The 21,851-nt window shown below is 69.1% G+C and carries 22 protein-coding genes and 1 pseudogene; 12 read left to right on the top strand and 11 right to left on the bottom strand.

Annotated elements, in window-relative coordinates:
• Positions 1–54: 54 nt before the first annotated feature.
• Both JK358_RS21610 and JK358_RS21605 read right to left on the bottom strand, forming a co-directional pair.
• A complete protein-coding gene (locus tag JK358_RS21610; RefSeq protein ID WP_201949582.1) occupies positions 55–435 on the bottom strand; it encodes an NADH-quinone oxidoreductase subunit A in 381 nt (126 codons plus the stop codon).
• Between the two features lie 259 nt (positions 436–694).
• The gene (locus JK358_RS21605) at positions 695–1,105 is read right to left on the bottom strand and encodes an Rv3143 family two-component system response regulator (RefSeq protein WP_201949580.1); all 411 of its coding nucleotides are present in this window, start codon (positions 1,103–1,105) and stop codon (positions 695–697) included.
• Positions 1,106–1,319: 214 nt separating this feature from the next.
• On the opposite strand from JK358_RS21605, the gene JK358_RS21600 reads away from it, so the two are divergent.
• The 7 genes from JK358_RS21600 to JK358_RS21570 all read left to right on the top strand — a co-directional run bounded on the left by JK358_RS21600 (position 1,320) and on the right by JK358_RS21570 (position 7,202).
• Entirely contained in the window at positions 1,320–2,453 is a 1,134-nt protein-coding gene (locus tag JK358_RS21600; RefSeq protein ID WP_201949578.1) for an FHA domain-containing protein, read from the top strand.
• Positions 2,454–2,526: 73 nt separating this feature from the next.
• Positions 2,527–3,903: a dihydrolipoyl dehydrogenase family protein gene (locus JK358_RS21595; RefSeq protein WP_201949576.1), complete on the top strand. Its 1,377-nt coding sequence runs from the start codon at positions 2,527–2,529 to the stop codon at positions 3,901–3,903.
• 90 nt (positions 3,904–3,993) lie between these two features.
• Positions 3,994–4,422 (top strand): CBS domain-containing protein, encoded by a 429-nt coding sequence (locus JK358_RS21590; protein ID WP_201949574.1) that lies wholly within the window; start codon positions 3,994–3,996, stop codon positions 4,420–4,422.
• A gap of 33 nt (positions 4,423–4,455) precedes the next feature.
• Entirely contained in the window at positions 4,456–4,752 is a 297-nt protein-coding gene (locus tag JK358_RS21585; RefSeq protein WP_201949572.1) for a C40 family peptidase, read from the top strand.
• A 38-nt stretch (positions 4,753–4,790) separates the two neighbouring features.
• Positions 4,791–5,324, top strand: a complete 534-nt coding sequence (locus tag JK358_RS21580) for a hypothetical protein (protein ID WP_201949571.1) — start codon at positions 4,791–4,793, stop codon at positions 5,322–5,324.
• A 188-nt stretch (positions 5,325–5,512) separates the two neighbouring features.
• On the top strand, positions 5,513–6,700 hold the full coding sequence (locus tag JK358_RS21575; protein WP_201949570.1) for a lipase family protein: 1,188 nt from the start codon (positions 5,513–5,515) through the stop codon (positions 6,698–6,700).
• Positions 6,701–6,845: 145 nt separating this feature from the next.
• The gene (locus tag JK358_RS21570) at positions 6,846–7,202 is read left to right on the top strand and encodes a hypothetical protein (protein WP_201949569.1); all 357 of its coding nucleotides are present in this window, start codon (positions 6,846–6,848) and stop codon (positions 7,200–7,202) included.
• 336 nt (positions 7,203–7,538) lie between these two features.
• Here JK358_RS21570 and JK358_RS21565 read toward each other — a convergent pair whose 3' ends face one another.
• Positions 7,539–8,603 (bottom strand): GlxA family transcriptional regulator, encoded by a 1,065-nt coding sequence (locus tag JK358_RS21565; RefSeq protein ID WP_307817662.1) that lies wholly within the window; start codon positions 8,601–8,603, stop codon positions 7,539–7,541.
• On the opposite strand from JK358_RS21565, the gene JK358_RS21560 reads away from it, so the two are divergent.
• Positions 8,602–9,522, top strand: coding sequence for an NAD-dependent epimerase/dehydratase family protein (locus tag JK358_RS21560; protein ID WP_201949567.1), 921 nt, complete (start codon positions 8,602–8,604; stop codon positions 9,520–9,522). The genes JK358_RS21565 and JK358_RS21560 overlap by 2 nt on opposite strands.
• Here the strand turns inward: JK358_RS21560 and JK358_RS21555 are convergent.
• The 4 genes from JK358_RS21555 to JK358_RS21540 form a co-directional block, all read right to left on the bottom strand.
• A complete protein-coding gene (locus tag JK358_RS21555; protein WP_201949566.1) occupies positions 9,501–10,487 on the bottom strand; it encodes a TAXI family TRAP transporter solute-binding subunit in 987 nt (328 codons plus the stop codon). The two genes, JK358_RS21560 and JK358_RS21555, sit on opposite strands and share 22 nt — an antisense overlap.
• Positions 10,484–11,884, bottom strand: a complete 1,401-nt coding sequence (locus JK358_RS21550) for a sensor histidine kinase (protein ID WP_201949565.1) — start codon at positions 11,882–11,884, stop codon at positions 10,484–10,486. The genes JK358_RS21555 and JK358_RS21550 overlap by 4 nt, the downstream gene beginning before the upstream one ends.
• Complete coding sequence (locus tag JK358_RS21545) at positions 11,885–12,544, bottom strand: response regulator transcription factor (protein ID WP_201949564.1); 660 nt, start codon at positions 12,542–12,544, stop codon at positions 11,885–11,887.
• A 100-nt stretch (positions 12,545–12,644) separates the two neighbouring features.
• Positions 12,645–13,988 (bottom strand): MFS transporter, encoded by a 1,344-nt coding sequence (locus JK358_RS21540; RefSeq protein ID WP_201949563.1) that lies wholly within the window; start codon positions 13,986–13,988, stop codon positions 12,645–12,647.
• Positions 13,989–14,196: 208 nt separating this feature from the next.
• Between JK358_RS21540 and fadD11 the strand changes: the two genes are divergently transcribed.
• The 3 genes from fadD11 (at position 14,197) to JK358_RS21525 (ending at position 17,369) form a co-directional block, all read left to right on the top strand.
• A complete protein-coding gene (gene fadD11, locus JK358_RS21535) occupies positions 14,197–16,014 on the top strand; it encodes a fatty acid--CoA ligase FadD11 (RefSeq protein WP_201949562.1) in 1,818 nt (605 codons plus the stop codon).
• A gap of 71 nt (positions 16,015–16,085) precedes the next feature.
• Positions 16,086–16,685 (top strand): TetR/AcrR family transcriptional regulator, encoded by a 600-nt coding sequence (locus JK358_RS21530; RefSeq protein ID WP_201949561.1) that lies wholly within the window; start codon positions 16,086–16,088, stop codon positions 16,683–16,685.
• 21 nt (positions 16,686–16,706) lie between these two features.
• Positions 16,707–17,369 carry an enoyl-CoA hydratase-related protein gene (locus tag JK358_RS21525; RefSeq protein ID WP_201949560.1) on the top strand — a complete coding sequence of 221 codons (663 nt, stop codon included), beginning with the start codon at positions 16,707–16,709 and terminating at the stop codon, positions 17,367–17,369.
• 110 nt (positions 17,370–17,479) lie between these two features.
• On the opposite strand, the gene JK358_RS21520 is transcribed toward JK358_RS21525, so the two are convergent.
• The 3 genes and pseudogenes from JK358_RS21520 to JK358_RS21510 all read right to left on the bottom strand — a co-directional run.
• Positions 17,480–18,379, bottom strand: coding sequence for an alpha/beta fold hydrolase (locus tag JK358_RS21520; protein ID WP_201949559.1), 900 nt, complete (start codon positions 18,377–18,379; stop codon positions 17,480–17,482).
• 39 nt (positions 18,380–18,418) lie between these two features.
• Positions 18,419–18,688: a hypothetical protein gene (locus JK358_RS21515; protein ID WP_201949558.1), complete on the bottom strand. Its 270-nt coding sequence runs from the start codon at positions 18,686–18,688 to the stop codon at positions 18,419–18,421.
• A gap of 88 nt (positions 18,689–18,776) precedes the next feature.
• Positions 18,777–19,577: pseudogene (locus JK358_RS21510) on the bottom strand (NAD-dependent epimerase/dehydratase family protein); the annotation flags it as partial.
• Between the two features lie 190 nt (positions 19,578–19,767).
• Here JK358_RS21510 and JK358_RS21505 point away from each other — a divergent pair.
• Positions 19,768–20,688 (top strand): LysR family transcriptional regulator, encoded by a 921-nt coding sequence (locus tag JK358_RS21505; protein WP_201949556.1) that lies wholly within the window; start codon positions 19,768–19,770, stop codon positions 20,686–20,688.
• Positions 20,689–20,705: 17 nt separating this feature from the next.
• On the opposite strand, the gene JK358_RS21500 is transcribed toward JK358_RS21505, so the two are convergent.
• Positions 20,706–21,851, bottom strand: a complete 1,146-nt coding sequence (locus tag JK358_RS21500) for an RNA polymerase sigma factor (RefSeq protein ID WP_201949555.1) — start codon at positions 21,849–21,851, stop codon at positions 20,706–20,708.

Here is a 21,851-nt window from a genome sequence, read left to right as displayed (position 1 = left end):
AACACCCCGCGAGCGCGGGGTGTTCTCGAAACGACGAAATCCCCCTGGCGCCGATCAATCCCAGCTGAGGCCGCCGCGCCGCCACTCGTAGGCGTAGGCGACCGAGACGTTGAAGATGAACAACGCCATGGCGGCCAGGCCGAACAGGCCCAGTGCGTCGAAGTGCACGGCCCACGGGTAGAGGAACACGATCTCGATGTCGAAGATGATGAACAACATGGCGGTGAGGTAGTACTTCACCGGAAAGCGTTGTCCGGCAGCGTTTCCCGGACCGCCCGCAATCGCGTGCGGGGTGGGTTCGATACCGCATTCATAAGCTTCGAGCTTGGCCCGGTTGTAGCGTTTGGGACCGACGAGGGCCGCCAAGAGAATGGAAAAGACCGCGAACCCGGCGGCTACCGCACCGAGAACGAGAGTCGGCACCTCGATATTCACAACAGCACTACCCCTCCTGCGAACTGGACGACGCACTACGGACGGCAGCAGAGCCGAGGCGCGGGCCGACACCACGCCTCATGAGGAAACGACGATGTCAGTGATGCATGTCAGTCATACATCCCGCGCACTCGGTGTGAGCTACGGCACAGACTACAACTCGGCCGACACCATACATGACGTTTCGCGATCGGTGTTTGATCGAATTCGGAACGGTCTTTTATGACCGATTAGACGCAATCGCGAGGGGTGCGGAAGATCAAGCCGCAGGGCGATTTCGGAGCACGCCGAGCACCGCGTCGGTCAGGCGAATCGGGTCCAGCGGATGGGGGACCGCCGCCTCGGCCCGCGACCAATTCGCCAGCCAGGCATCATCGGGCCGACCGGTGAGCACCACGATCGGCGGGCAGTCGGCGATCTCGTCCTTGAGCTGCTTGGCCAGACCCAGACCACCGGTCGGCGCGGACTCACCGTCGAGGATCAGCAGATCGAAATCATGGGCGTCGACCCGCTCGATCACGATCGGCCCCGTCGCCACCTCCGAATACTCGATCGGGGGCAACTCGGGGTGCGGCCTCCTGCCCAGGGCCAGCATCACCTGGCTCCGGGTATCGGCATCATTGCTGTACACGAGGACCCGCACCGCGGCGGGACGTTTCGCATCGGCCACGCACCGGATGGTACGTGTTCGATATGAGTCCTGGTGGCAGGTTCGGCGGAACTGCCTCGCGCGTCGTACATCCCACGCCGCCCACGATGTCGAGGGCAGGCGCGAGCGGGGCCGCGGCCGGTACCATCCGGCAAATGCGGGGAGAGCACACCGCGGCGCAGACCGCCCGGGGCCGCGCGGAATTCGAACGACACCGACACGACAGGCACGGGCCATGAGAGGACGCGTGGAAGTGGTGCCCGGCACGCACCTGGTCGCCCGCATCGACGGAGTCGTCGTCGTGGTCGCCCACCGCACCCCCGCACCGGTGACACCCCGCTCGGAATCGGTGGCGACCCTCGACACCCTCGAGAAACTCGTGCGCGAATCCTCCTCGCGCGAAACCCGCCGCACCGGACGCACCTTCGCGCGCCTGGCAACCACCTGGCTGATGAGCCGCGACGACGAGGAATCCGTCGAATTCGGCGTCCTGACACCGGGCACCCGCGGCATGGCCGTCTTCCTGCACGGCGGCGTGACAGCCCTCCTCCACGGCGACGACCACCACGAGATCCTGCACGGCCGCGACGCCGGATTCAGCGTCGACCGCGTCGTCTTCCCCGCCCCCGAACACGCCGCCGGCATCTTCGTCGACACCGAAACCCCCTGGGAACTACCCGAACCGGGCGTGTGGTCCCTGGTCGCGGGCCGCATGCCCGGCGCGGGCGCGGTGCTGTGGCTACGCGAACCACCACACGACCTCGCCGCACCGAGCGCAACACCCGCCGGATCCCCGTGGGAGCCGGCCGATTCGCGCACACCGCGCACAGTTGCACCCGCCGCCGTTCCCACGCCGGCCGACCCCGCCTCGTCCACACCCGCCCACGGCGACGCACCCGTCGCGACCGTGATGGTGCGCGGATTCCTGTGTGCGCGCGGCCATCTCAACGACCCTCGGCTGCCGTTCTGCACGGTGTGCGGTGTCCGCATGGATCAGGGCGACTGCGTTCCCACCGAAGGCCCCCGCCCACCCCTGGGCGCACTGCTGCTCGACGACGGCACCGCCTACCCGCTCGCCACCGACCTCGTCATCGGCCGCGAACCCGAACGCTCGGAGCGAATCCGGCACGGCGCGCAACCGGTCCGCATCCCCGACGCCTCCGGGGGAATGTCCCGCGTGCACGCCGAGATCCGCCTCCTCGACTGGGATGTCACCGTCGTGGATCGCGGCTCGGCCAACGGCACGCACCTGCGCCCACCCGGTCGCGCCGACTGGACCCGCACCGTGCCCGGCCACCCCACGGTGCTCGAGCCCGGCACCCAAATCCTGCTCGGCGGCCGCGTGTTCACCTACGACCCCCACACCTGAGCCGGGCACTCCTGCGCCACCGCCGGGCGCGCCCGCACTAGCGTGGACGACACCTGCGAACAAAGGAGCGGCCATGGCTGCCGAGAACGTGGATGTCGTAGTAGTCGGAATGGGTCCGGGTGGCGAGGACGCGGCGACCCGATTGGCGCAGGCCGGGTTATCGGTGATCGGCGTGGACGGACGGCTGGTCGGCGGCGAATGCCCCTACTACGCCTGTGTTCCCACCAAGGCGATGGTGCGAGCGGCCGGAGTGCTGGCCGAGGCGCGGCGCGTACACGAACTCGCGGGAACGGCGACGGTGACACCCGACTGGTCGATCGTGGCCGCGCGAATCCGCGACGAAATCACCGACAACTGGGACGACACCGCGGCCGTCGTGAAATTCGAGAAGGCGGGCGGGCGCTTCGTGCGCGGGTGGGGGAGAATCACCGCGCCCGGCGAAGTCACCGTGGCCACCGCGGACGGCGCGCGGGTCTTCGCGGCCGGGCGGGCCATCGTGCTCAATCCCGGCACCGCACCCGCGATACCGGGATTGCCCGGCCTCGACGGCACCCCGTACTGGACCAACCGGGACGCCGTCGCCGTCACCGAGGTGCCCGAATCGCTGATCGTCCTGGGCGGCGGACCCGTCGGTGTCGAATTCGCGCAGATCTACGCCCGCTTCGGCGCCCGAGTCACCGTCGTCGCCGGACGCCGGATGGTGCCCAACAACGAACCCGAAGCCGCCGCACTGCTCACCGACGTCTTCACCGCCGAAGGCATCACCGTCCGCACCGGCGCGCGCGCCCGATCCGTCGAACACGACGGCCACACCTTCACCGTGCACCTCGACGACGACTCCACCGTGCGCGGCCAGCGGCTGCTGGTCGCCACCGGGCGCCGCATCGACCTGCCCGCCCTCGGCATCGGCGTCCTCGGCCTCGACGAGTCCGCGAAATCCATCCCCGTCGACGACCGCCTGCGCGCCGCCGACAAGGTGTGGGCCATCGGCGACGTCACCGGACACGGCGCGTTCACCCACACCTCCATGTACCAGTCACGGATCGCGGTCGCCGACATCCTCAACCAGCACACCACCGGCGCCGAATACCATGCCATGCCGCACGTCACCTTCACCGATCCCGAGATCGGCGGCGTCGGCCTCACCGAAGAACAGGCCCGCGCACAGGGATTGACCATCCGGGTCGGCCTCACCCCACTGCCCGACTCCACCCGCGGCTGGCTGCACAAAACCGGCAACCAGGGCTTCATCAAACTCGTCGAAGACGCCGACCGCGGCGTGCTCGTCGGCGCCACGTCCATGGGCCCCGACGGCGGCGAAGTGCTCTCCGCCCTCTGCGTCGCCGTCCACGCCGAAGTCCCCACCAGCACCCTGCGCGAAATGATCTACGCCTACCCGACATTCCACCGCGCCATCGAGGCCGCCCTCGATGCTCTTGTTCCGGGTTAAGCCACCACCTCGGAATCGTTGCTGTTCACCCGCTCGGAAACGCGAGATCCTGATAGGCATCGGCTATCCGAGCGGTTGGACGGTGGACATATGCGAATCTCGGAAATCCTGCGCCGCAAAGGCAGCGGCGTCGTCACCATTGCACCCGATGCCACAGTGCGCGACCTGCTGAGAGTGCTCTCCATCCAGAACGTGGGCGCGGCCATCGTCTCACCCGATGAAGTCCTCATCTCCGGCATCGTCTCCGAACGAGACATCGTCCGCCGCCTGCACGTCGACGGCGCCGACCTGCTCGACCGCCCGGTCTCGGCCATCATGACCGCCGCCGTCCACACCTGCTCGCCGGACGACCGCGTCGAAACCCTCAACCACACCATGACCGAGCACCGCATCCGCCACCTGCCCGTCCTCGCCGACGGCCGCATGATCGGCATCGTCAGCATCGGCGACGTGGTCAAGAGCCAGATCTCCGAACTCGAAACCGAACGCGAGCATCTCGTCCGCTACCTGCACGGCTGACCCACACCCGCGCACCACGCGGAGCATGACGTCATGGCGTCAAACTTTCCCCTCCGGGGCCTCAGCGAGACCGACAGGTACCTGCTGCAGCGCGCCGCCGCACAGCAGGGAATGTCGCAGAACCAGTACGCCCTGGCCCGCCTGCGCGCCGCCCTCGACGCCGACCTGCCCGGCGCCCGGCACGCCTACGAACACCGCGACGAATTCGCCGAACGCGCCATGCGCCGCCTCGGCATCGACCCCGATTCCCCCGAATTCGCCCGCAACCAGGTCGAAGCACGCGCAGTCCTCGCCCGCGCCGACCAACTGCGCCAGGGCAACACCGCGTGAGCGCCGCTGCCGGAATCATCGTTGTCTAGGCTGCAGGAGTGGCAGCCACCGTGAATGTCGTTCGTATCAACCGGCTTCGGGCACTCGTCGAACACCCGCGAACGGGGGAGAGCGAGCGGGCCGCCGCGCAGCGGATGCTCGAGCGGATCCTGGCCAAGACCACGCCGGCGCCGACGGGGGAGCGCAACTACGGGGAGCGGCATCACCGCGGCGGGCGACATGAGCGGCTCGACGCCGTCGCGGAATTGATTCGCGACGATATCCGGTTCGCGCGCAAAGGATTCGGGGTGGCGGGGCAGGCGGGGGAGTTGGCGGTCAGCGATCCCGTGGCCGATGCGCCCGGGGACATCGAGTTCACCGTGGACCTGCCGTTCGAGGGGAGCATCGTCGTCACCCTCGAGAGGATTCCGCGCGACTGGGGGTGGACCGCGGCGGGGGAGGTGAGCCCGGCCCTGCGGAGGCTCGCCGAGGAGGTCGCCACGATCATGAACGCCTACAACCACTCCGGGCCCGACATCGGGCCGCGGTTCTTCGCGAAGGTGCGCACCGAGCAGGAGACGTTGATCTTCTGAAGTGGGGAGTCGTTGTGAGGGTTGACATTTCTCGCCAGCGATGATTGTTTGTTGCCTGATCATTGCCTCGTCGGGGCGAAGTCTAGGGCGTCCCGCCGTAGCTTTCGTTGGGGCTTGCTTCACCGGTCAACGGCGACCGGTGGGCAGGATCCGAAGTCCCAGTGAAATTCTCGTTTCCGAAGGTTGGCATGTTCAGAGCCGCAGCCAAGAGTTTGATCTTGGCGCTGTGTGTTGTTTCGATGGGTTTGCTGGTGACACCGGCGAACGCCAATCCGCTGTACCCCACACCCGACCCTGACCCGTTCTTCCAGGAACCCGGCGACCTCGCCGACCGGGCACCCGGCGACGTCATCCGCGTCAAACGCATCGACACCGGGTTCTACGTCGGCACCGACGGCTGGCAGGTGGCATTCCGGTCCACCAACTCCGCGAACAAACCCATCCTCGCCGTCACCACCGTGCTGATGCCGCAGGGCGTCAAGAACCCGCCCCTGGTGTCCTACCAGGCGCTCATCAATTCGCTGGGCACACAGTGCAGTCCATCGCGCTCACTGTTCAACGGTGAACTCCAGGACTCCGTGGGCGCCATGCTGCCCATCGGACGCGGCTGGGCCATCTCCATGCCCGACTACCTCGGACCCACCGTCGCCTACGGCGCCGCCCGCCTCGGCGGCATGGTCACCCTCGACAGCGTCAAAGCCGTCCAGAAGGTCACCGAACTCGGCCTCTCCCAAGCCCCCGTCGTCCTCGCCGGATACTCCGGCGGCGGCATGGCCACCGCCTGGGCCGGAGCCCTGCAACCCACCTACGCACCCGACCTGAAACTCGCCGCGGTCGTCGCCGGCGGCATCCCCGCCGACCTGCGAGAAATGGCCCTCGCACTGGGCTTCGACCCGCACCCCGGCTTCGGCCTCGCCTTCGCCGCCGCCATGGGCCTCGAACGCGAATACCCCAACCGGCTCCCCATCTCCGACCAGCTCAACGAGAACGGCCTCTGGTTCCGCGACTTCACCAAGGACGCCTGCCGCCGCTTCCTGCTCTTCCACGGCATCACCCGCAACGCCGAACAACTCGCCGCCTCCAAAGACCTCATGAACAGCCCCGAAGCCCACACCGTCCTGCGCGAGAACAGCCTCCGCTACGACGACCACCTACCCACCGCACCCACCTTCTTCTGGCAGGGCCGCTACGACACCATGACCTTCTTCGGCCCCGTCGAAGAAGTCGCCCAACGCTATTGCCGCGGGGGAGTACCACTCACCTTCCGCCCCTACGAAATAGCCGAACACCTCACCACCGCCGTAGCCGGCTTCCCCGAAGCTTGGACCTACGTCGAAGCCCGCTTCCGCGGCGACCCGGTAACCACCACCTGCTGATCCGGAACACAGAACGGCCCTGCCACCAGGCAGGGCCGTTCCCGTGACGTCAGACGCAGGGGACAGCAGATCTTCCCGCGTTCGGCCGGATCAACCGGGGTCGGCAGGCGTAGAGTTGTCTACCCGCGGTGACAGGGAGACGACGATGTCCATACGCGCCAGAACAGTGATGATCCGGACCGCCGTGACCGCTGCGGCCGTGGGTGCCGCGACGCTCTTCGGCACGACCGGTCAAGCGTTCGCCGACGTCGAACCCGGCACGTACATATCCACGACGTGGTCGTCGGGCATCGTGCTCCTGCAACGCGACGCCCGCGTCGAGGGCGGGGAGCTGGTCTTGATCGGCCGCTACCCAATTCACTCGACGCCCGACGGTGGCTACGTGGACCTGTTTCCCGGCCACCGAGTCGTCATGGTCAGCGACGGGAACGGCGGGTACAGGGGACCGGCGTATCTGGGTGGAGTGGAGATCGGCGCCATCACGCTGACGCCCCGGCGCTGACCGATCAAGGCTCTACTTGACATAGTGTAGATTATCGGCGTTCTTACAACGGGCGCCGGAGAAGTTGATCTTGCTGTGCGACAAGCGCATTCGGCTTTGGACGTCGGTTCGGCGTGCACTTACCCGGCGGCCCGAGCTCGCCCGCCGGCTGGTTCGGCACATCGCCATGTGCATGCGTCTGTGACGAATTGATCTGCGCTCCGGAACTTTTCATGATCTCGCCGCCTGGCTGGAAAATTTCCGGATCAGCTTGGAATACTCGAGCGGGGCTCGAATCGGCGGGATGGCCCTTGTTCAGCACTTCTCCCCTAGGTCCCGTTTCATGGCCTCAAATCGTCACTGTGACGTATTGCGGTGGGTGAAGGTGGCACGGTAGGTGCTGGGCGGGACGCCGTTGCGCCGGATCATATGCTGGCGGAGGGATTCTGCGGTGCCGAGTCCGGATCGCCGGGCTACATCGTCCATCGGCAGATCGGTGACCTCGAGCAGTTCTCGTGCTCGGTCCACGCGCTGATGCAGCAGCCATTGCAGTGGGCTGGCACCGGTTTCCGCTCGGAAGCGCCGGGTCAGGGTGCGCGTGCTCATGTGGGCGTGGGCGGCGAGTTCCCGCAGTGTCAGGGGTTCGTCCAGGCGGGCCAGCGCCCAGGCGCGGGTGTCTGCGAGGGATGTTCCGGATTCCGGCGGTAACGGGGTTTCGAGGAATTGGGCTTGTCCGCCCGGCCGGGTCGGGGCGATCACGCCCAGGCGGCCGACTGTATTCGCTACGGCCGCACCGTAATCGCGCCGGATGAGGTGCAGGCACAGGTCCAGTCCGGCGGCGACTCCCGCTGAGGTGAGGATGTCTCCGTCGTCGACGAACAGCACGTCGGGTTGCAGTCGTACCGCCGGGAATCGGTGCCGCATCTCGTCGCTGTAGAGCCAGTAGGTGGTGGCGGGTCGGCCGTCCAGCAGTCCGGCTTGGGCGAGGACGAATGCGCCGGTGCAGATCGACGCGATGCGCTGTCGGTTGCGTGCCGCGTCGCGGAGTGCCCGCAGGATTCGTGGGTCGCCGTCGGTGCGTGCCCCGGTTCCGGCGACGATCACGGTGTCGGCGCTGGTGAGTGCCTCGAGGCCGGTGTCGATGACGACCGGGACTCCGGAGTAGGACGGCACCACGCCGGTGTCGGCGGTGCAGACGACGACCTGGTATCCGGGTTCGCCGTCGATTTGCACTGCGGGGAACAGCAATTCGGGTATCGAGAGGTCGAAGTTCGTCACCGGAGGGACAGCGAGGACGGCGATTCGATGCGTGGCTCGATCCTTGGGATATATGGCATTCCAGCCACTATCGTACCGTGCGGCGGCCCGGCAGGGTGGAGTCCGCGCCGCCGCCGGGTGGCGCGAATCAGGAGGATTCCCCATGTCTTTGCATGTCATCGCCGGTGCCGGGAGTACGGGTGGCCGTGCGGCGCTGTTGTTGGCGGAGCGGGGCGAGCAGGTTCGCCTGCTCAGCCGCGGTGGTGGCGGGCCGGAGCATCGGCTGATCGAGCGTGTGCGCGCCGATGTCACCGACGCCGATCGGCTGACCGAATTGACCCGGGGCGCGGCAACTCTCATCAATACCGCGTGGGCTCCCTACGACCGTTGGCCGACCGAGTTCCCGCCCCTGGCCGCGGCCGTGCTGAGCGCTGCCGAACGAACCGGTGCGGGCTATGTCGCGCTCAGCAACACCTACGGCTACGGTCTGGTGGACGGCCCGATGTCCGAGTCGACCCCGTTGGCTCCCTTCTCCGTGAAAGGCGCTGTGCGAGCGCGGATGTGGCTGGACGCGCTGGCGGCGCACGAGGCGGGCCGGGTGCGTGCCACCGAGGTGCGTGCGTCGGCGTTCCTGGGCGCGGGCGCCGGTTCGGTCTACAACCTCGTGGTGGTCCCCGAGGTGCTGGCCGGTCGCCCCGCCGCCTATCCGGGCGATCTGGATGTCCTCAAAACCTGGTCGCATGTCGACGATGTGGCCCGCACGCTGGTCACCGTCGCCGTGGACGACCGTTCCTGGGGCCTCCCCTGGCATGTGCCGTCCCATGCGATCTCGGTGCGCGCGTTGACTTCTCGGATCGCCGAGGCGGCCGGTGTTCGCGCCCCGCTCCTCACGGCGCAGTCCCGTCAGGATCTGGCGTGGGCGGGTAGTCAGGATCCGGTGATCGCCGAGCTGATCGAAATGTTCTATTCCCTGGAGTATCCCGATCTGATCGATGCGAGCCACACGGAGCGTACGTTCGGCCTGTCCCCCACCCCGTTGGATGTCGTTGTCGCTGACACCGTTCACCCGTGGTTGGTCCGGTAGGCGTGGGCCGCGCCGGGGTGCAGGGGGATGCTGCCGGTGCCGATGAGGGAGCGGGCGTCGAGGAATTGGGTGCCTGCGGCTTCGGTGGGGACGAGGGAGTCGGCGTGGCGGAGCAGGACGTCGGTGAGGGCGGTGGCGGTGTCGTCGGGGAGGGTGGGGGTGGCGACGAGGAGGTTGGCGACGCCGATGGTGTGGATGGCGGGGCTGGCGGGGCTGGCGGGGTAGGTGCCGGCGGGGATGAGGACGGGGTCGTAGAGGTAGCCGAAGCGGTTGCGCATGGGGGTGGTGAGGGTGCCGAGGTCGAGCAGGCGCAGGGCGGGGGTGGTGAGGGCCGGGGTGGGGACGCCGCCTGCCCAGAGGAGGGCGTCGAGGGTGCCGGTGGTGAGGGCGGTGGCGGCTTCTTGCAGGGGTAGGTGGGTGATGGTGAGCTGGGTGGGGTCGAGATCGGCTGCGCGGAGGAGTTTTTCGCCGGTGCGGGTGGCTCCGGAGCCGGCGGAGCCGAGGTTGATGCGGGTGCCGCGCAGGTCTGCGACGGTGTGGAGGGGGCTGTCGGTGGCGACGGCGAGTTGGAGGTAGTTCTCGTAGACGCGGCCGATGGCCTGGGGTGGGTCGGGGTTGTCTTCGAGGGAGTCGGCGAGGATGAGGGCGGTGTCGGCGTCGCCGCGGGCGAGCAGGGCGAGGTTGTCGAGGGATCCTGCGGTGGTGAGGGGTTCGATGCGCAGGCCGGTGGTGGCGGCGGTGCGGGCGAGGAGTTGGGCGAAGGCGTGGTAGAAGCCGCCCTTCTCCCCTGCCGCGAGCCGGATGGTCACCTCGGTGCCCGGGGTGGCGCAGGCGGTGGTCGCGAAGGGTGCGGCGAGGGCCAGAGCCGCTGTGCGGGTGAGGAATCCGCGTCGTGTGATCGCATCGGCACCGGGAGGGAGTCCGGCCGAAGGGAGGTCTGCGGGCGACTGGGATCGGCGGGTCATGTCTGCTCCGCGGCGGGGAGGCGGATGGTGACGGACAGTCCGTGGGGTTCCACGGCTTCGAGGGTGAGGGTGCCGTGGCGGGCGGTGGTGAGGGCGGCGGCGATGGGCAGGCCGAGGCCGGAGCCGCCGATGCCGTCGGCGGAGCTGCCGCGGTAGAAGCGGGTGGTGAGCCGGTCGAGTTCGGTGGCGGAGACGCCGACGCCGTTGTCGGTGAGGATGATTTCGACTCGGTCGGGGCTGGTGGCGACGGTGAGCCGGGTGGTGGCTCCGGGCCCGGCGTAGCGGCAGGAATTGCTCAGTGCCACGTCGAGGATCTGGGCGAGGGTGTCGGCGGAGACGGCGGTGTCGGCGTGGGTGGTGCGGGGTTGGCTGTGCAGGGTCATGCCGGCGGTGTCGAAGGCGCTGTGCCAGGCGTCGACGCGGTCGGCGGCGACCTGGACGGCGTCGCAGGTGTCGGATGCGGCGGGCAGGTCGAAGTGGTTGCCTTCGGCGACGGCGAGGGTGAGCAGGCCGTCGAGGAGTCCGGTGAGGCGTTCGACTTCGCGGGTGGCGCCGTGGAAGGTGCCGCGGGCGGGTTCGGGGATGGCGGCTTCGAGGGAGTCGAGGCGGATGGTCAAGGCGGCGAGGGGGTTTCGCATGGCGTGGGCGGTGTCGTCGACGAGGCGGCGTTGGGCGGCGGCGGAGTCGCGGACGGCGGCGGCCATGGTGTCGACAGATTGGGCGACGGCGCGTAGTTCGGGTGGTCCGCCGTGGTGGCGGGTCATGGTGGCGGGTGTGCGGGGGGCGGGCAGGCTGGCGGTGAGTTCGGAGACGGCGTCGGAGAGTCCGGCCAGTGGTCGCAGGACCCAGCGGGACAGTTGCAGGGCGAGCGCGGTGCATACGGCCATGGCGGCGAGCGCGCCGACGGCGACGATTGCCCAGACGCGGGTGATGTCGGTGCGGGCGGTCTGGGTGGAGGCGGCGATCAGTACGGCTCCGTCGACGTGGACGTCGCTGCCGATGGGGCGTGCGATGAGGACGCTGTGTGTCCCCCACGGGGTGAGTCGTGCGGGGGTGGTGGCGCGTTGGTTGCGGCGGGCGGCGCTGACGGCCGCGGTGACTGCGGGGTCGGTGAGGTCGACTCCGGCGTTGACCACGGGTTCGCCGCGGGCGTCGACGATGAGCACGGGTTCGTTGTACAGCTGGTGGTATCGGTCGACTTCGCGGATGAGGCCGCGCCGGTCGCCGAGGCTGTTGGCGGTGACGGCGAGGGCGGCGAATCGGTCGGCGTCGCCGGTGCGTCCGCCGACGAGTTGCTGGGTGCGGCTGGTCGCGGCGGTCAGGCACAGGGGTACGGCGAAGGCGAGGACCGCGAGTGCGGCGAAGGCGGTCAGTGCGGCGAGCAGTCGGCGTCGCATTCAGTCGCCCCAGCGGTAGCCGTAGCCGCGGATGGTGGTGATGAGTCCGGGCCGGTCGAGTTTGGCGCGTAGTCCGGTCATGTGGACGTCGAGGGTGCGGGAGACCGCGACGAAGGCGTCGCCCCAGATGCGGTCCATCAGCTGCTGTCGGCTCACGGCCGCGCCGGGTCGTTCCACGAGGGCTTCGACGAGTTCGAATTCTTTGGTGGTGAGCGGTATTTCGACGCCGTCGACGTCGACGCGCCGCCGGTCGAGGTCGACGCGGACGTCGTCGGTCTGCACGATCCGGGCCGTGGCGGCCGGGACCGCGAGGGGCCGCCGTGTCACGTTGTCGATGCGGGCGAGCAGTTCGGCGATGCGCGGGGGTTTGATGACGTAGTCGTCGGCTCCGCTGCGCAGGCCGCGCACGATGGAGCGTTCGTCACTGCGCGCGGTGAGGATGACGACGGGCACGCCGCTGACTTCGCGCAGTTGCCGCAGGATGGTGAGGCCGTCGGCGTCGGGTAGCCCGAGGTCGAGGACGACCGCGTCGTATCCGCGGTGGGCGGTGAGTATTTCGCTGCCGCGTCGCATCCGGTCGGCGTGGTGTCCGCGTGCGGTGAACGCCTCCACGAGGGCGTCGCCCACTCCGTCGTCGTCCTCGACCACCGCCAACCGCATATCCCGATTCTCTCTTCCGCTGGAACCACCCGGTCCCCCGCCCTCCCGTGGCCCGGGGCAACCGCTCCCCCGGGCCACTCCCCTCCCGCTGACGGCGTTGTCAGCGCACCGGAACTGGTGCTGCCTCCTCGGCGGAGGCTGGTGCGGTGTCGGCGTCGATGGTGGATTCGGTGGAGGTTTCGCGCATGAAGAAGTAGGTGGCCAGGGAGATGAGGATGCAGCCGGACACGTACCAGAAGTACAGGGATTCGTGGCCGGCTTTCTTCAGGGCGAGGGCGATCATTTCGGCGGTGCCGCCGAAGATGGCGACGGTGAGCGCATAGGGCAGGCCGACGCCGAGGGCGCGGATGCGGGTGGGGAACAGTTCGGCTTTCACGATGGCGTTGATGGAGGTGTAGCCGGTGATGATGACCAGTGCTCCGAGCATGAGCCCGAACGCGAGGACGGGGTCGGTGGTGTCGCCGAGGAGGGTCATGAGCGGCACGGTGGCCAGGGTGCCGGTGACGCCGAAGAAGATGAGGAGTCTGCGGCGTCCGATGCGGTCCGACAGTGCGCCCGCGATGGGTTGCAGGACCACGAACACCAGCAGGGCGAGGAAGTTGATCCAGGCGACGGTCGACTTCGAGATGCCGGAGGTGTTGACCATGTATTTCTGCATGTAGGTGGTGTAGGTGTAGAACGCCACCGTGCCGCCGAGGGTCAGTCCGACCACGAGCAGGCATTCGCGCGGGTACTGCAGCAGCACGCGCAGCGAACCGCGCGACGATTTCGACTGTGCCCCGGCGGCTTCGGCTTGGAACGACGCCGATTCCTCCATCCCGCGGCGCAGCACCATGACCACGAGCGCGCCGGCGGCGCCGATGAGGAACGGGATGCGCCAGCCCCACGAGTACATCTGCTCGGAGGTGAGGAATTGCAGCAGCACGATCTGTACGCCGAGGGCGGTGAGCTGTCCGGCGACCAGGGTCACGTATTGGAAGCTGGAGTAGAACCCGCGTTTGCCCGCGGAGGCGACTTCGGACAGGTAGGTGGCGCTGGTGGCGTATTCCCCGCCCACGGACAGGCCCTGCAGCAGCCGGGCCAGCAGCAGGATCACCGGGGCGGCCAATCCGATGGTGGCGTAGCCGGGGGTGAGCGCGATGAGCAGTGATCCGGCGGCCATGACGGTGACCGACAGGGTGAGTGCGGCGCGGCGTCCGAACCGGTCGGCGTAGCGTCCCAGTGCCCAGCCGCCGAGTGGCCGCATCAGGAATCCGACCGCGAATACCGCTGCGGTGGAAAGCAATTGGGCGGTGGGGTCGCCGTCGGGGAAGAACGCCTTGGCGAAGTACACGCTGAACGCGGCGTAGACGTACCAGTCGTACCATTCGACCAGGTTGCCGATCGAGCCGCGCAGGACGTTGGCGACGACCCGGCGCTCCCCGGCGGGTGGTGTCGTTTTCACTTCGGGTTCTCCTTCCGCGGACGCCGCATCGCGTCCGTGCCGCACCCACTGTGGCGGGCGACACAGCGCGGCAGAAGTGGTGCCGGGATTTCCTAACAGTCGCTTAGGACGATCGGCGCGGGTGCGATGTGCGGCATTCGGCCACGGGCACCCCGGTGCGGGATCTACCGTCTGAGAAAGCCCGGCGGTGAGTGGATCGAGAGTGGTTATGAGCGAACCGAATACGTCCTGTGCAGCGTTCCAGGCGGTGGCCGCGGTGGATCCGGCCGCGGTCGCGGTCCGGTCGATCGGTGGCGCGCATGCGTTGACCTGGGGTGAGTATGCCGAGCAGGTGCGGGCGGTGGCCGGCGGATTGGCGGCGCTCGGGGTGGGCCGCGGGGACACGGTGGCGTTGATGATGGCCAACCGGGTGGAGTTCTATCCGCTGGAGGTGGGTGCGCAGCACACCGGCGCGACCTCGTTCTCGGTGTACAACACGCTGTCGGCCGAGCAGTTGGAGTATGTGTTCACCAATGCCGGGAATCGGGTGGTGATCTGCGAGGCCCAGTACGTGGAGCGGATTCGGGAGGCGGGGGTGCCGATGAAGACGATCGTGTGCGTGGACCGGCCGGTGCCGGGAACGTTGAGTGTGGCCCAGTTGATGTCGTTGGCGCGCACCGATTTCGATTTCGAGGCGACCTGGCGGGCGGTGCGTGCGGACGATATCGTCACCCTCTGCTACACCTCGGGCACGACCGGCAATCCGAAGGGCGTGGAGATCACGCACGCGAGTCTGGCGTTCGAGTGTCGTGCTTACGCGTCGGTGATGCCGGTGCGGTTCGGCGATCGCATCACCTCCTATCTGCCGACCGCGCATATGGCCGATCGGGTGACCTCGCTGTATCTGCAGGAGTTTTTCGGCACTCAGATCACGGTGGTGCCCGATCGCACGCAGTTGCCGGCCGCGCTGGCCGACGTGCATCCCACGATCTGGGGTGCGGTGCCGCGGGTGTGGGAGAAACTCAAAGCGGCGGTGGAGTTCTCGGTGGCCAATGAACCGGATCCGGCGCGCAAGCAGGCGTTGACGTGGGCGCTGGAGGTGGCCGGGCGCAAGGCGGCGGCCCAGCTGGCGGGCACGGCCCTCGACGATACGCAGGCCGCGGAGTGGGCCAAGGCCGATGAGCTGGTGTTGTCGAAGTTGCGCGCGAAGCTGGGTCTGGATCAGTTGACGTGGGCGCTGTCGGGGGCGGCGCCGATTCCGGCGGAGACGCTCGGGTTCTTCTTCGGGCTCGGGATCCCGATCTCGGAGGTGTGGGGGATGTCGGAGCTGACGTGCGTGGCCAGTGTCAGCCCGCCCGAGCAGGCGCGGCTGGGCACGGTCGGGAAGTTGTTGCCCGGCTTGGAGTCTCGTATCGCCGAGGACGGGGAGTTCCTGGTGCGCGGGCCGCTGGTGATGCGCGAGTACCGCAAGGAGCCGGAGAAGACCGTCGAGGCCCTCGACGCGGACGGCTGGCTGCACACCGGCGATATCGTGACCGAGGACGCGGACGGGTATCTGCGGGTGGTGGACCGCAAGAAGGAATTGATCATCAACGCGGCGGGCAAGAACATGTCTCCGGCCAATATCGAGAACACCATCAAGGCCGCGACGCCGTTGATCGGGGCGCTGGCCACCATCGGGGATCGGCGCTCGTTCAATACCGCGCTCATCGTGCTGGATGCCGAATCGGCGGGACCGTATGCGGCGCAACGCGGTTTGCCGGATGCGTCGGCGGCCGCGCTGGCGGCGGATCCGACCGTGGTGGCCGAGATCGCGCGCGGGGTGGCGGCGGGCAATGCGCGGTTGTCGCGGGTGGAGCAGATCAAACGGTTCGTGGTGCTGCCGACCTTCTGGGAGCCCGGCGGTGACGAGGTCACGTTGACGATGAAGTTGCGCCGCAAGCCGATCGCGGAGAAGTACGCCGACGAGATCGAGCGCATGTACTCCCCCGAGCTCGGTGACGGCGTGCTGGAGCCCGCGGCGGACGAGAGCGCGACTCCGGCCTGATTCGTCCGTGGCGTCGGTGGTGGCGCGGACCACACTTCATTTCAGAGCAGTTGCTCTGTTATGGTTCGGTCATGCCTCGCCCCCGCACGCACGATCCGGATACGGTGCTCGACGCCGCGGAATCGCTCGCGGTGGCCTCCGGGGCGGCCGCGGTGACCATCCGCGCCGTGGCCGCCGCCACCGGAATGTCGAACGGGGCGCTTTACCACACTTTCGGCTCTCGGGCGGAACTGCTGGGGCGCACCTGGATTCGCGCCGCGCAACGGTTCCTCGACGTGCAGGCCGAACTCGTCGCCGACTGCGGTGGCGATGCCACGCACGCGGTGATCGCCGCCGCGGAAGCGCCGGTGGTGTTCGCCCGGCGGTTCCCGGCGTCGACCACACTCATGTTCGTCGCCCGCCGCAACGAACTGCTGGGCGGCGAACTGCCCGACACGGTGACCGCGGAGCTGGCCGTTACCGACCGCCGCCTGATCGGCATGCTCAAGCAGCTGGCCCTGAACCTGTGGGGCCGCAAGGACTCCCGGGCCGTCGACACCATCACCACCTGTGTCGTCGACCTGCCGACCGCGATCCTGCTCGACCGCGACCGGCTCGCTGATCCCACCGCTCACGCGCATCTGCGCGCCGCCGTGCGCGCCGTGCTCGAGATCGGTCCGCCACCGCAGTAACCCATCGATGAAGGGACACCGATGTCCGCCTCCCTCACCTACCGTGACAAGATCGCCGTGCTGGATCTCGGCGACGACGAGAACCGCTTCTCCCCCGCCTTTCTCATCGAGATCAACGAGCACCTGGACGCGGTCCTCGCCGACGGCGCGCACGCCCTGATCACCACCGCCGGCGGCAAGTTCTACTCCAACGGCCTGGACCTGGACTGGCTCAGCGCCAACGGCGACCGCGCCGAATGGTATGTGGCGCAGGTGCACGCCCTGTTCGCGCGCGTGCTCACCTTCCCGATGCCGACCGCGGCCGCCCTGCCCGGCCATGCCTTCGGCGCGGGCGCCATGCTCGCCGTCGCCCATGATGTGCGGGTCATGCGTGCGGACCGCGGCTACTTCTGCTTCCCCGAAGCCGACATCCGCATCCCGTTCACCAAGGGCATGGCGGCGTTGATCCAGTCCAAGCTGACCCCGAAAGCCGCCGTGGCGTCCATGACCACCGGCCGCCGCTTCGGCGGACCCGACGCCCTGTCCTACGACATCGTCGATGCCGTCGCCGCCGAAAACGCGGTCACCGACACGGCTTTCGCGCAGCTGGCCCCGCTGGGCCCCAAGGATCCCGGCACCATCGGCGCGATCAAGAACGTCATGTTCGCCGACGCCGTCACCGCCTTGACCCTGCCCAGCGTCTGAGACCGTCCACGGCGCGCCGAGCCGAACTCCACCGACTCTGGTGGCCGGACCCCGCTGATCGCCGCGGCGCGCAGTGCCTGCACGGGACGTCTCGCCGTGCCGGGGTCGAGTCAGTGTGCGGCCGCCGCCAGATGCGGCAGCAGCCGCGCGGCCACCCCGGCAGGATCCTCGGCATGCAGGAAATGCCCGCACTCCGGCAATTCCGCGTGCGCGGCCCCGGCGCCCTCGGCCACGAGCCGCTGCAGCTTCGCCGACAACGCACCATCGCGCGCACCCGCCAGCACCAGCGTGGGCAGCGGTGCGGCGGGCGCGGTCAGCAGCCGATGGAATTCCCGTGTCGCACTCCGGTGCAGCGCGAGCATCGACCGGTAGTAGCGGGTCGCCGCCCAGGCCAGCAGCGGATCGGTGAACACCGCCGCGGTGGGCGCGAAGTCGGCCTGCGAGAACTCCCACCCCGGTGACCAGCGCCGCCACAGTGCCCGCACGAACGCCGCGTCCGCGCGCGTGAGCAGCCGATGCGACGCCCCCGCCTGCATGATCGGAATGTAGAACGACATCATCATCTGCCGGGGCAGCAACGGCAGCAGCGCGGGCAAGAACCCGTCCCCGAACGGCGGTATCGCCAGCATGGTCAGCGAAACCCACTGCGCGGGAGCCTGTTTGGCCAGCACGAGCGCGACGAACGCACCCCAGTCGTGTCCGATCAGATGAGCCGGCGGCGCCCCGAGCTCCTCGCGCCAGGCCGTGATGTCGGCGGCTGCCGCGAGCACGTCGTACCGTGCCGAACGCACCGCCGACCCGTGCGTATACCCGCGCAGCCACGGCGCGAGCACCTGATACCCGGCATCGAGCAGAGTCGGGATGAGCCCGTCGAAACTGTGTGGCGTATCGGGAAATCCGTGCAGCACCACCGCCAGCGGCGCACCCCGGTCCCCGAAATGCCGGGCCGAGAGCGTCAGCCCGTCCCGGTGCAACGTCAGCAGGGTTTCGGCAGTGAACCCGTCGGGCATGCGCTGCCTTTCGATATCGGCGATGATCCGCCGCCAATACTAGAACGCGTTACAGAACTGTCGCGCGGTATCCGGCATTCCGACCGCGAGCGAATCCCTCACCGCGCACCGCCATCCCGCCCCCACACCCACCCGCTCCGCCAGCGCGATGCTCTCCGCGTCGTACGCCTGCCCCCGCAGTGCCAGGCGTTCGGCGGCGAAATCCCCTCCGTTGGGCAAGGTGTCGTGCGGATCCGGCGGGAAGGCGGCAGGCGGTGACCCGGTCATGGCACGACCCTCACGCTCGGGTGCGGCCCCGTGGTCCGTCACTGCCGTGACAATCCTCATCGTGCCTGTCGCTGCGGGAACGCTTCCACGCGAACACATCCGACGACGCCGGTGGGTGTGCGGTGACAGGTCAGGCGTGGTCATAGGCGCCGGAGCGGATGTCGTCGAGCAGGGTGGGGCCGGTCGGGTTCCAGGACAGGAGTCGGCGGGTGTGGGTGTTGGCGGCGGACATGTCCTGGGCGAGGAAGCGGCCGACGAATCCGAAGTGGGTGGCGGCGTTGTCCGCGGGGATCGAGGCGATGGGCAGGTCGAGTCTGGTCCCGATGGCTTCGGCGATGTCGCGGGTGGTGACGGCCTGTTCGGCGACGACGTGCAGGATCGTGGCGGGCGGGGCCTGGTCCAGAGCGAGCCGGATGAGGGTGGCCGCGTCGCCGCGGTGTACGGCTGACCATGCGGTGGTGCCCGCGCCGAGGTAGGCCGAGCGGTGGTGGGTGCGGGCGGCGGCCACGAGATTCGCGAGGAAGCCGGTGTCGCCGGGGCCGTGGACCGAGGGCGCGAATCGGGCCGCGATCACTCGGACGCCCTTGTCGGCGTAGGCGAGTGCGAGGTTTTCCGAGCCGCCACGCGGGGAGTCGGGGCCGACCGCCGGGGAGGGGTCGGTTTCCTCGGCGGGTCTGTCGTGGACCAGGCCGGACAGGACGGAGGCGAGCAGCAGGGGGCGGTCGCTGCCGGCCAGGGTGTCCGCGAGTGCGGTGACGGCGGCGCGTTCGGAGCGGATGGTTTCGGCCGGGTCGGACCAGTCGTGTTTGTTGCCCAGGTGCACAACGGCATCGGCGTTGTCGGCGGCGGCTCGCAGACCGTCGAGATCGTCGAGATCGCCGCGCCACACCAGTGCGCTCTTCCCTTCGAGTCGGCACGGCGAGGTTGATCGCGGCGACCATCCCGACGACGAGCACCACGCAGGCGCACATCACAGTGCGCAGTCCGCGCGGCCCGGCCGCTCTCGGCGCGGTGACGGTCTCGCGGTTCGCGACATTGATTTGCATAGTCGGCACGGTATTGACCTGGGCGATATCCATGCCACGCAACTTCGACAACCCAGAATTGCATACGATGCAACTATGCCCGAGCTGCTGGATCTGAACCTGTTGCGCGTCTTCGACGCGCTGCTCGCCGAAGGCGGCGTGACCGCGGCCGCCGAACGCCTGCACCTGTCGATCCCGGCGACCAGCCGCGCCCTGGGCCGGTTGCGGCGCGCCATGGGTGACCCGATCCTGGTGCGCTCGGGTCGCGCGATGGCCCCGACCCCGTTCGCGCTGCGCACCGCACCGCGCGTGCGCTCCCTGCTGGAGGAGGCGTCGGCGCTGATCAGCACCGACCGTGCCGTCGATCCCGCGACACTGAAGCGCACCTTCGCCATTCGCATCAACGACGGCGTGGCCGCTACCCTGGTGACCGCCGCCGTGGAAGCGACCGCGGCCCGCGCCCCGGGTGTGGTGCTGCGCTTCCTGCCCGAGGGCAACGAAAGCCTGGAGGCGCTGCGCGACGGTTCGGTGGACCTCGACATCGGCGCGAGCACCCCCACCGCCCCCGACATCCGCGCCACCGTGCTCTACCGCGAACGCGTCGTCGGCATCGTCCGCGCCGACAATCCCCTGGGCAGGCATCGCCCTCCCACGCTCGCGCAGCTGTGCCGCCACCCGCACGTGTCGGCCTCCCGTCGTGGCCGCGCCCGCGGCCCGCTCGACGACGCGCTCGCCGCCGCGGGCCTGCACCGTCATGTCGCCGCCGTGGTCCCCACCTCCGCGCTGGCGGCCCTGCTGGTGTCCTCGACCCCCTATGTCGGCCTGGTGCCGCAACGTCTGGCCGAACAGTACGGTGACACCCTGGGCCTGCGCTGGTTCCCGATTCCCGCGCCCCTGCCCGAAATCGACATCGTGCAACTGTGGCACGCCCGCCTCGACGCCGACCCCGCCCAACGCTGGCTGCGCGAAACCCTGTGCACCGCCCTGGGTTCAGCGGTCTCCGGCCCCGATTCCTAGCGCAGGGCGCTGCCCGGTCAGCCGCGCAGTCGTGCGTTGAGTCGTGCGGCCTGCCGGGTGAGGTGGTCGCGTTCGGCCAGGGTGTGCGCGGTGCGGGCGGCCGCGGCGTAGAGGCGCGCCGCGATGGCCGTGTCACCGGCGTGTTCGTGCAGGTAGGCCGAGGCGGCGGTGTGGCGGGGCAGGTCGGGGTCGAGTTCGGCCAGTGCGGCCAGTCCGGCGCGGGGACCGTCGGCTTCGCCGACCGCGACCGCCCGGTTCAGCCGGGTGACCGGGTTGTCGGTGAAGCGCAGCAGTTCGTCGTACCACTCGACGATCTGCACCCAGTCGGTTTCCTCGGCGCAGCGGGCATCGGCGTGCAGGGCGGCGATGGCGGCCTGGGTCTGGTACTGCCCCAACCGGTCTCGCGCCAGCGCCGCCTGCAGGATGTCGACGCCTTCGGCGATCAGGCGGGTGTCCCACCGTCCGCGGTCCTGTTCGGCGAGCGGGACGAGACTGCCGTCGGCGCGGGTGCGGGCCGGGCGGCGCGCGTGATGCAGCAGCATGAGCGCCAGCAGCCCGGCCACCTCCTCGTGTGTGATCTGCCGTGCGAGTTGCCGGGTGAGGCGGATGGCTTCGGCCGCCAGGTCGACATCACCGGTGTAGCCCTCGTTGAACACGAGGTAGAGCACCCGCAGCACGGTGCCCACCTCGCCGGGTTGATCGAACCGCACCCCGGCCACGGTTTTCTTGGCGCGGCTGATGCGTTGCGCCATGGTCGCTTCCGGCACCAGATAGGCCTGCGCGATCTGCCTGGTGGTCAGTCCGCCCACCGCGCGCAGGGTCAATGCCACCGCCGACGCCGGGGTCAGTGACGGGTGCGCGCACAGGAAATACAGCTGCAGGGTGTCGTCCACGGCCGCACCGGGTCCGGGCGCGGGTTCGGCGTCGACGAGTTCCTCGCGTCGCCGCCGCGAGGTGTCGGCGCGGGTGGCGTCGAGAAATTTGCGCCAGGCCACCGCCACCAGCCAGCCCTTGGCGTCGCGTGGCGGATCCTGCGGCCACGCCCGCACCGCTTCGATCAGCGCCTCCTGCACGGCGTCCTCGGCCGCCGCGAAATCGGCTCCGCGGCGGACGAGGACGGCGAGCACGGCCGGGGTGAGGGTGCGCAGCAGCGCCTCATCCAT

Origin of the sequence: Nocardia acididurans (assembly GCF_016741815.1) — a bacterium.
GTDB classification, from domain to species: domain Bacteria; phylum Actinomycetota; class Actinomycetes; order Mycobacteriales; family Mycobacteriaceae; genus Nocardia; species Nocardia acididurans.
This window is presented reverse-complemented; position numbering and strand designations above follow the sequence as displayed.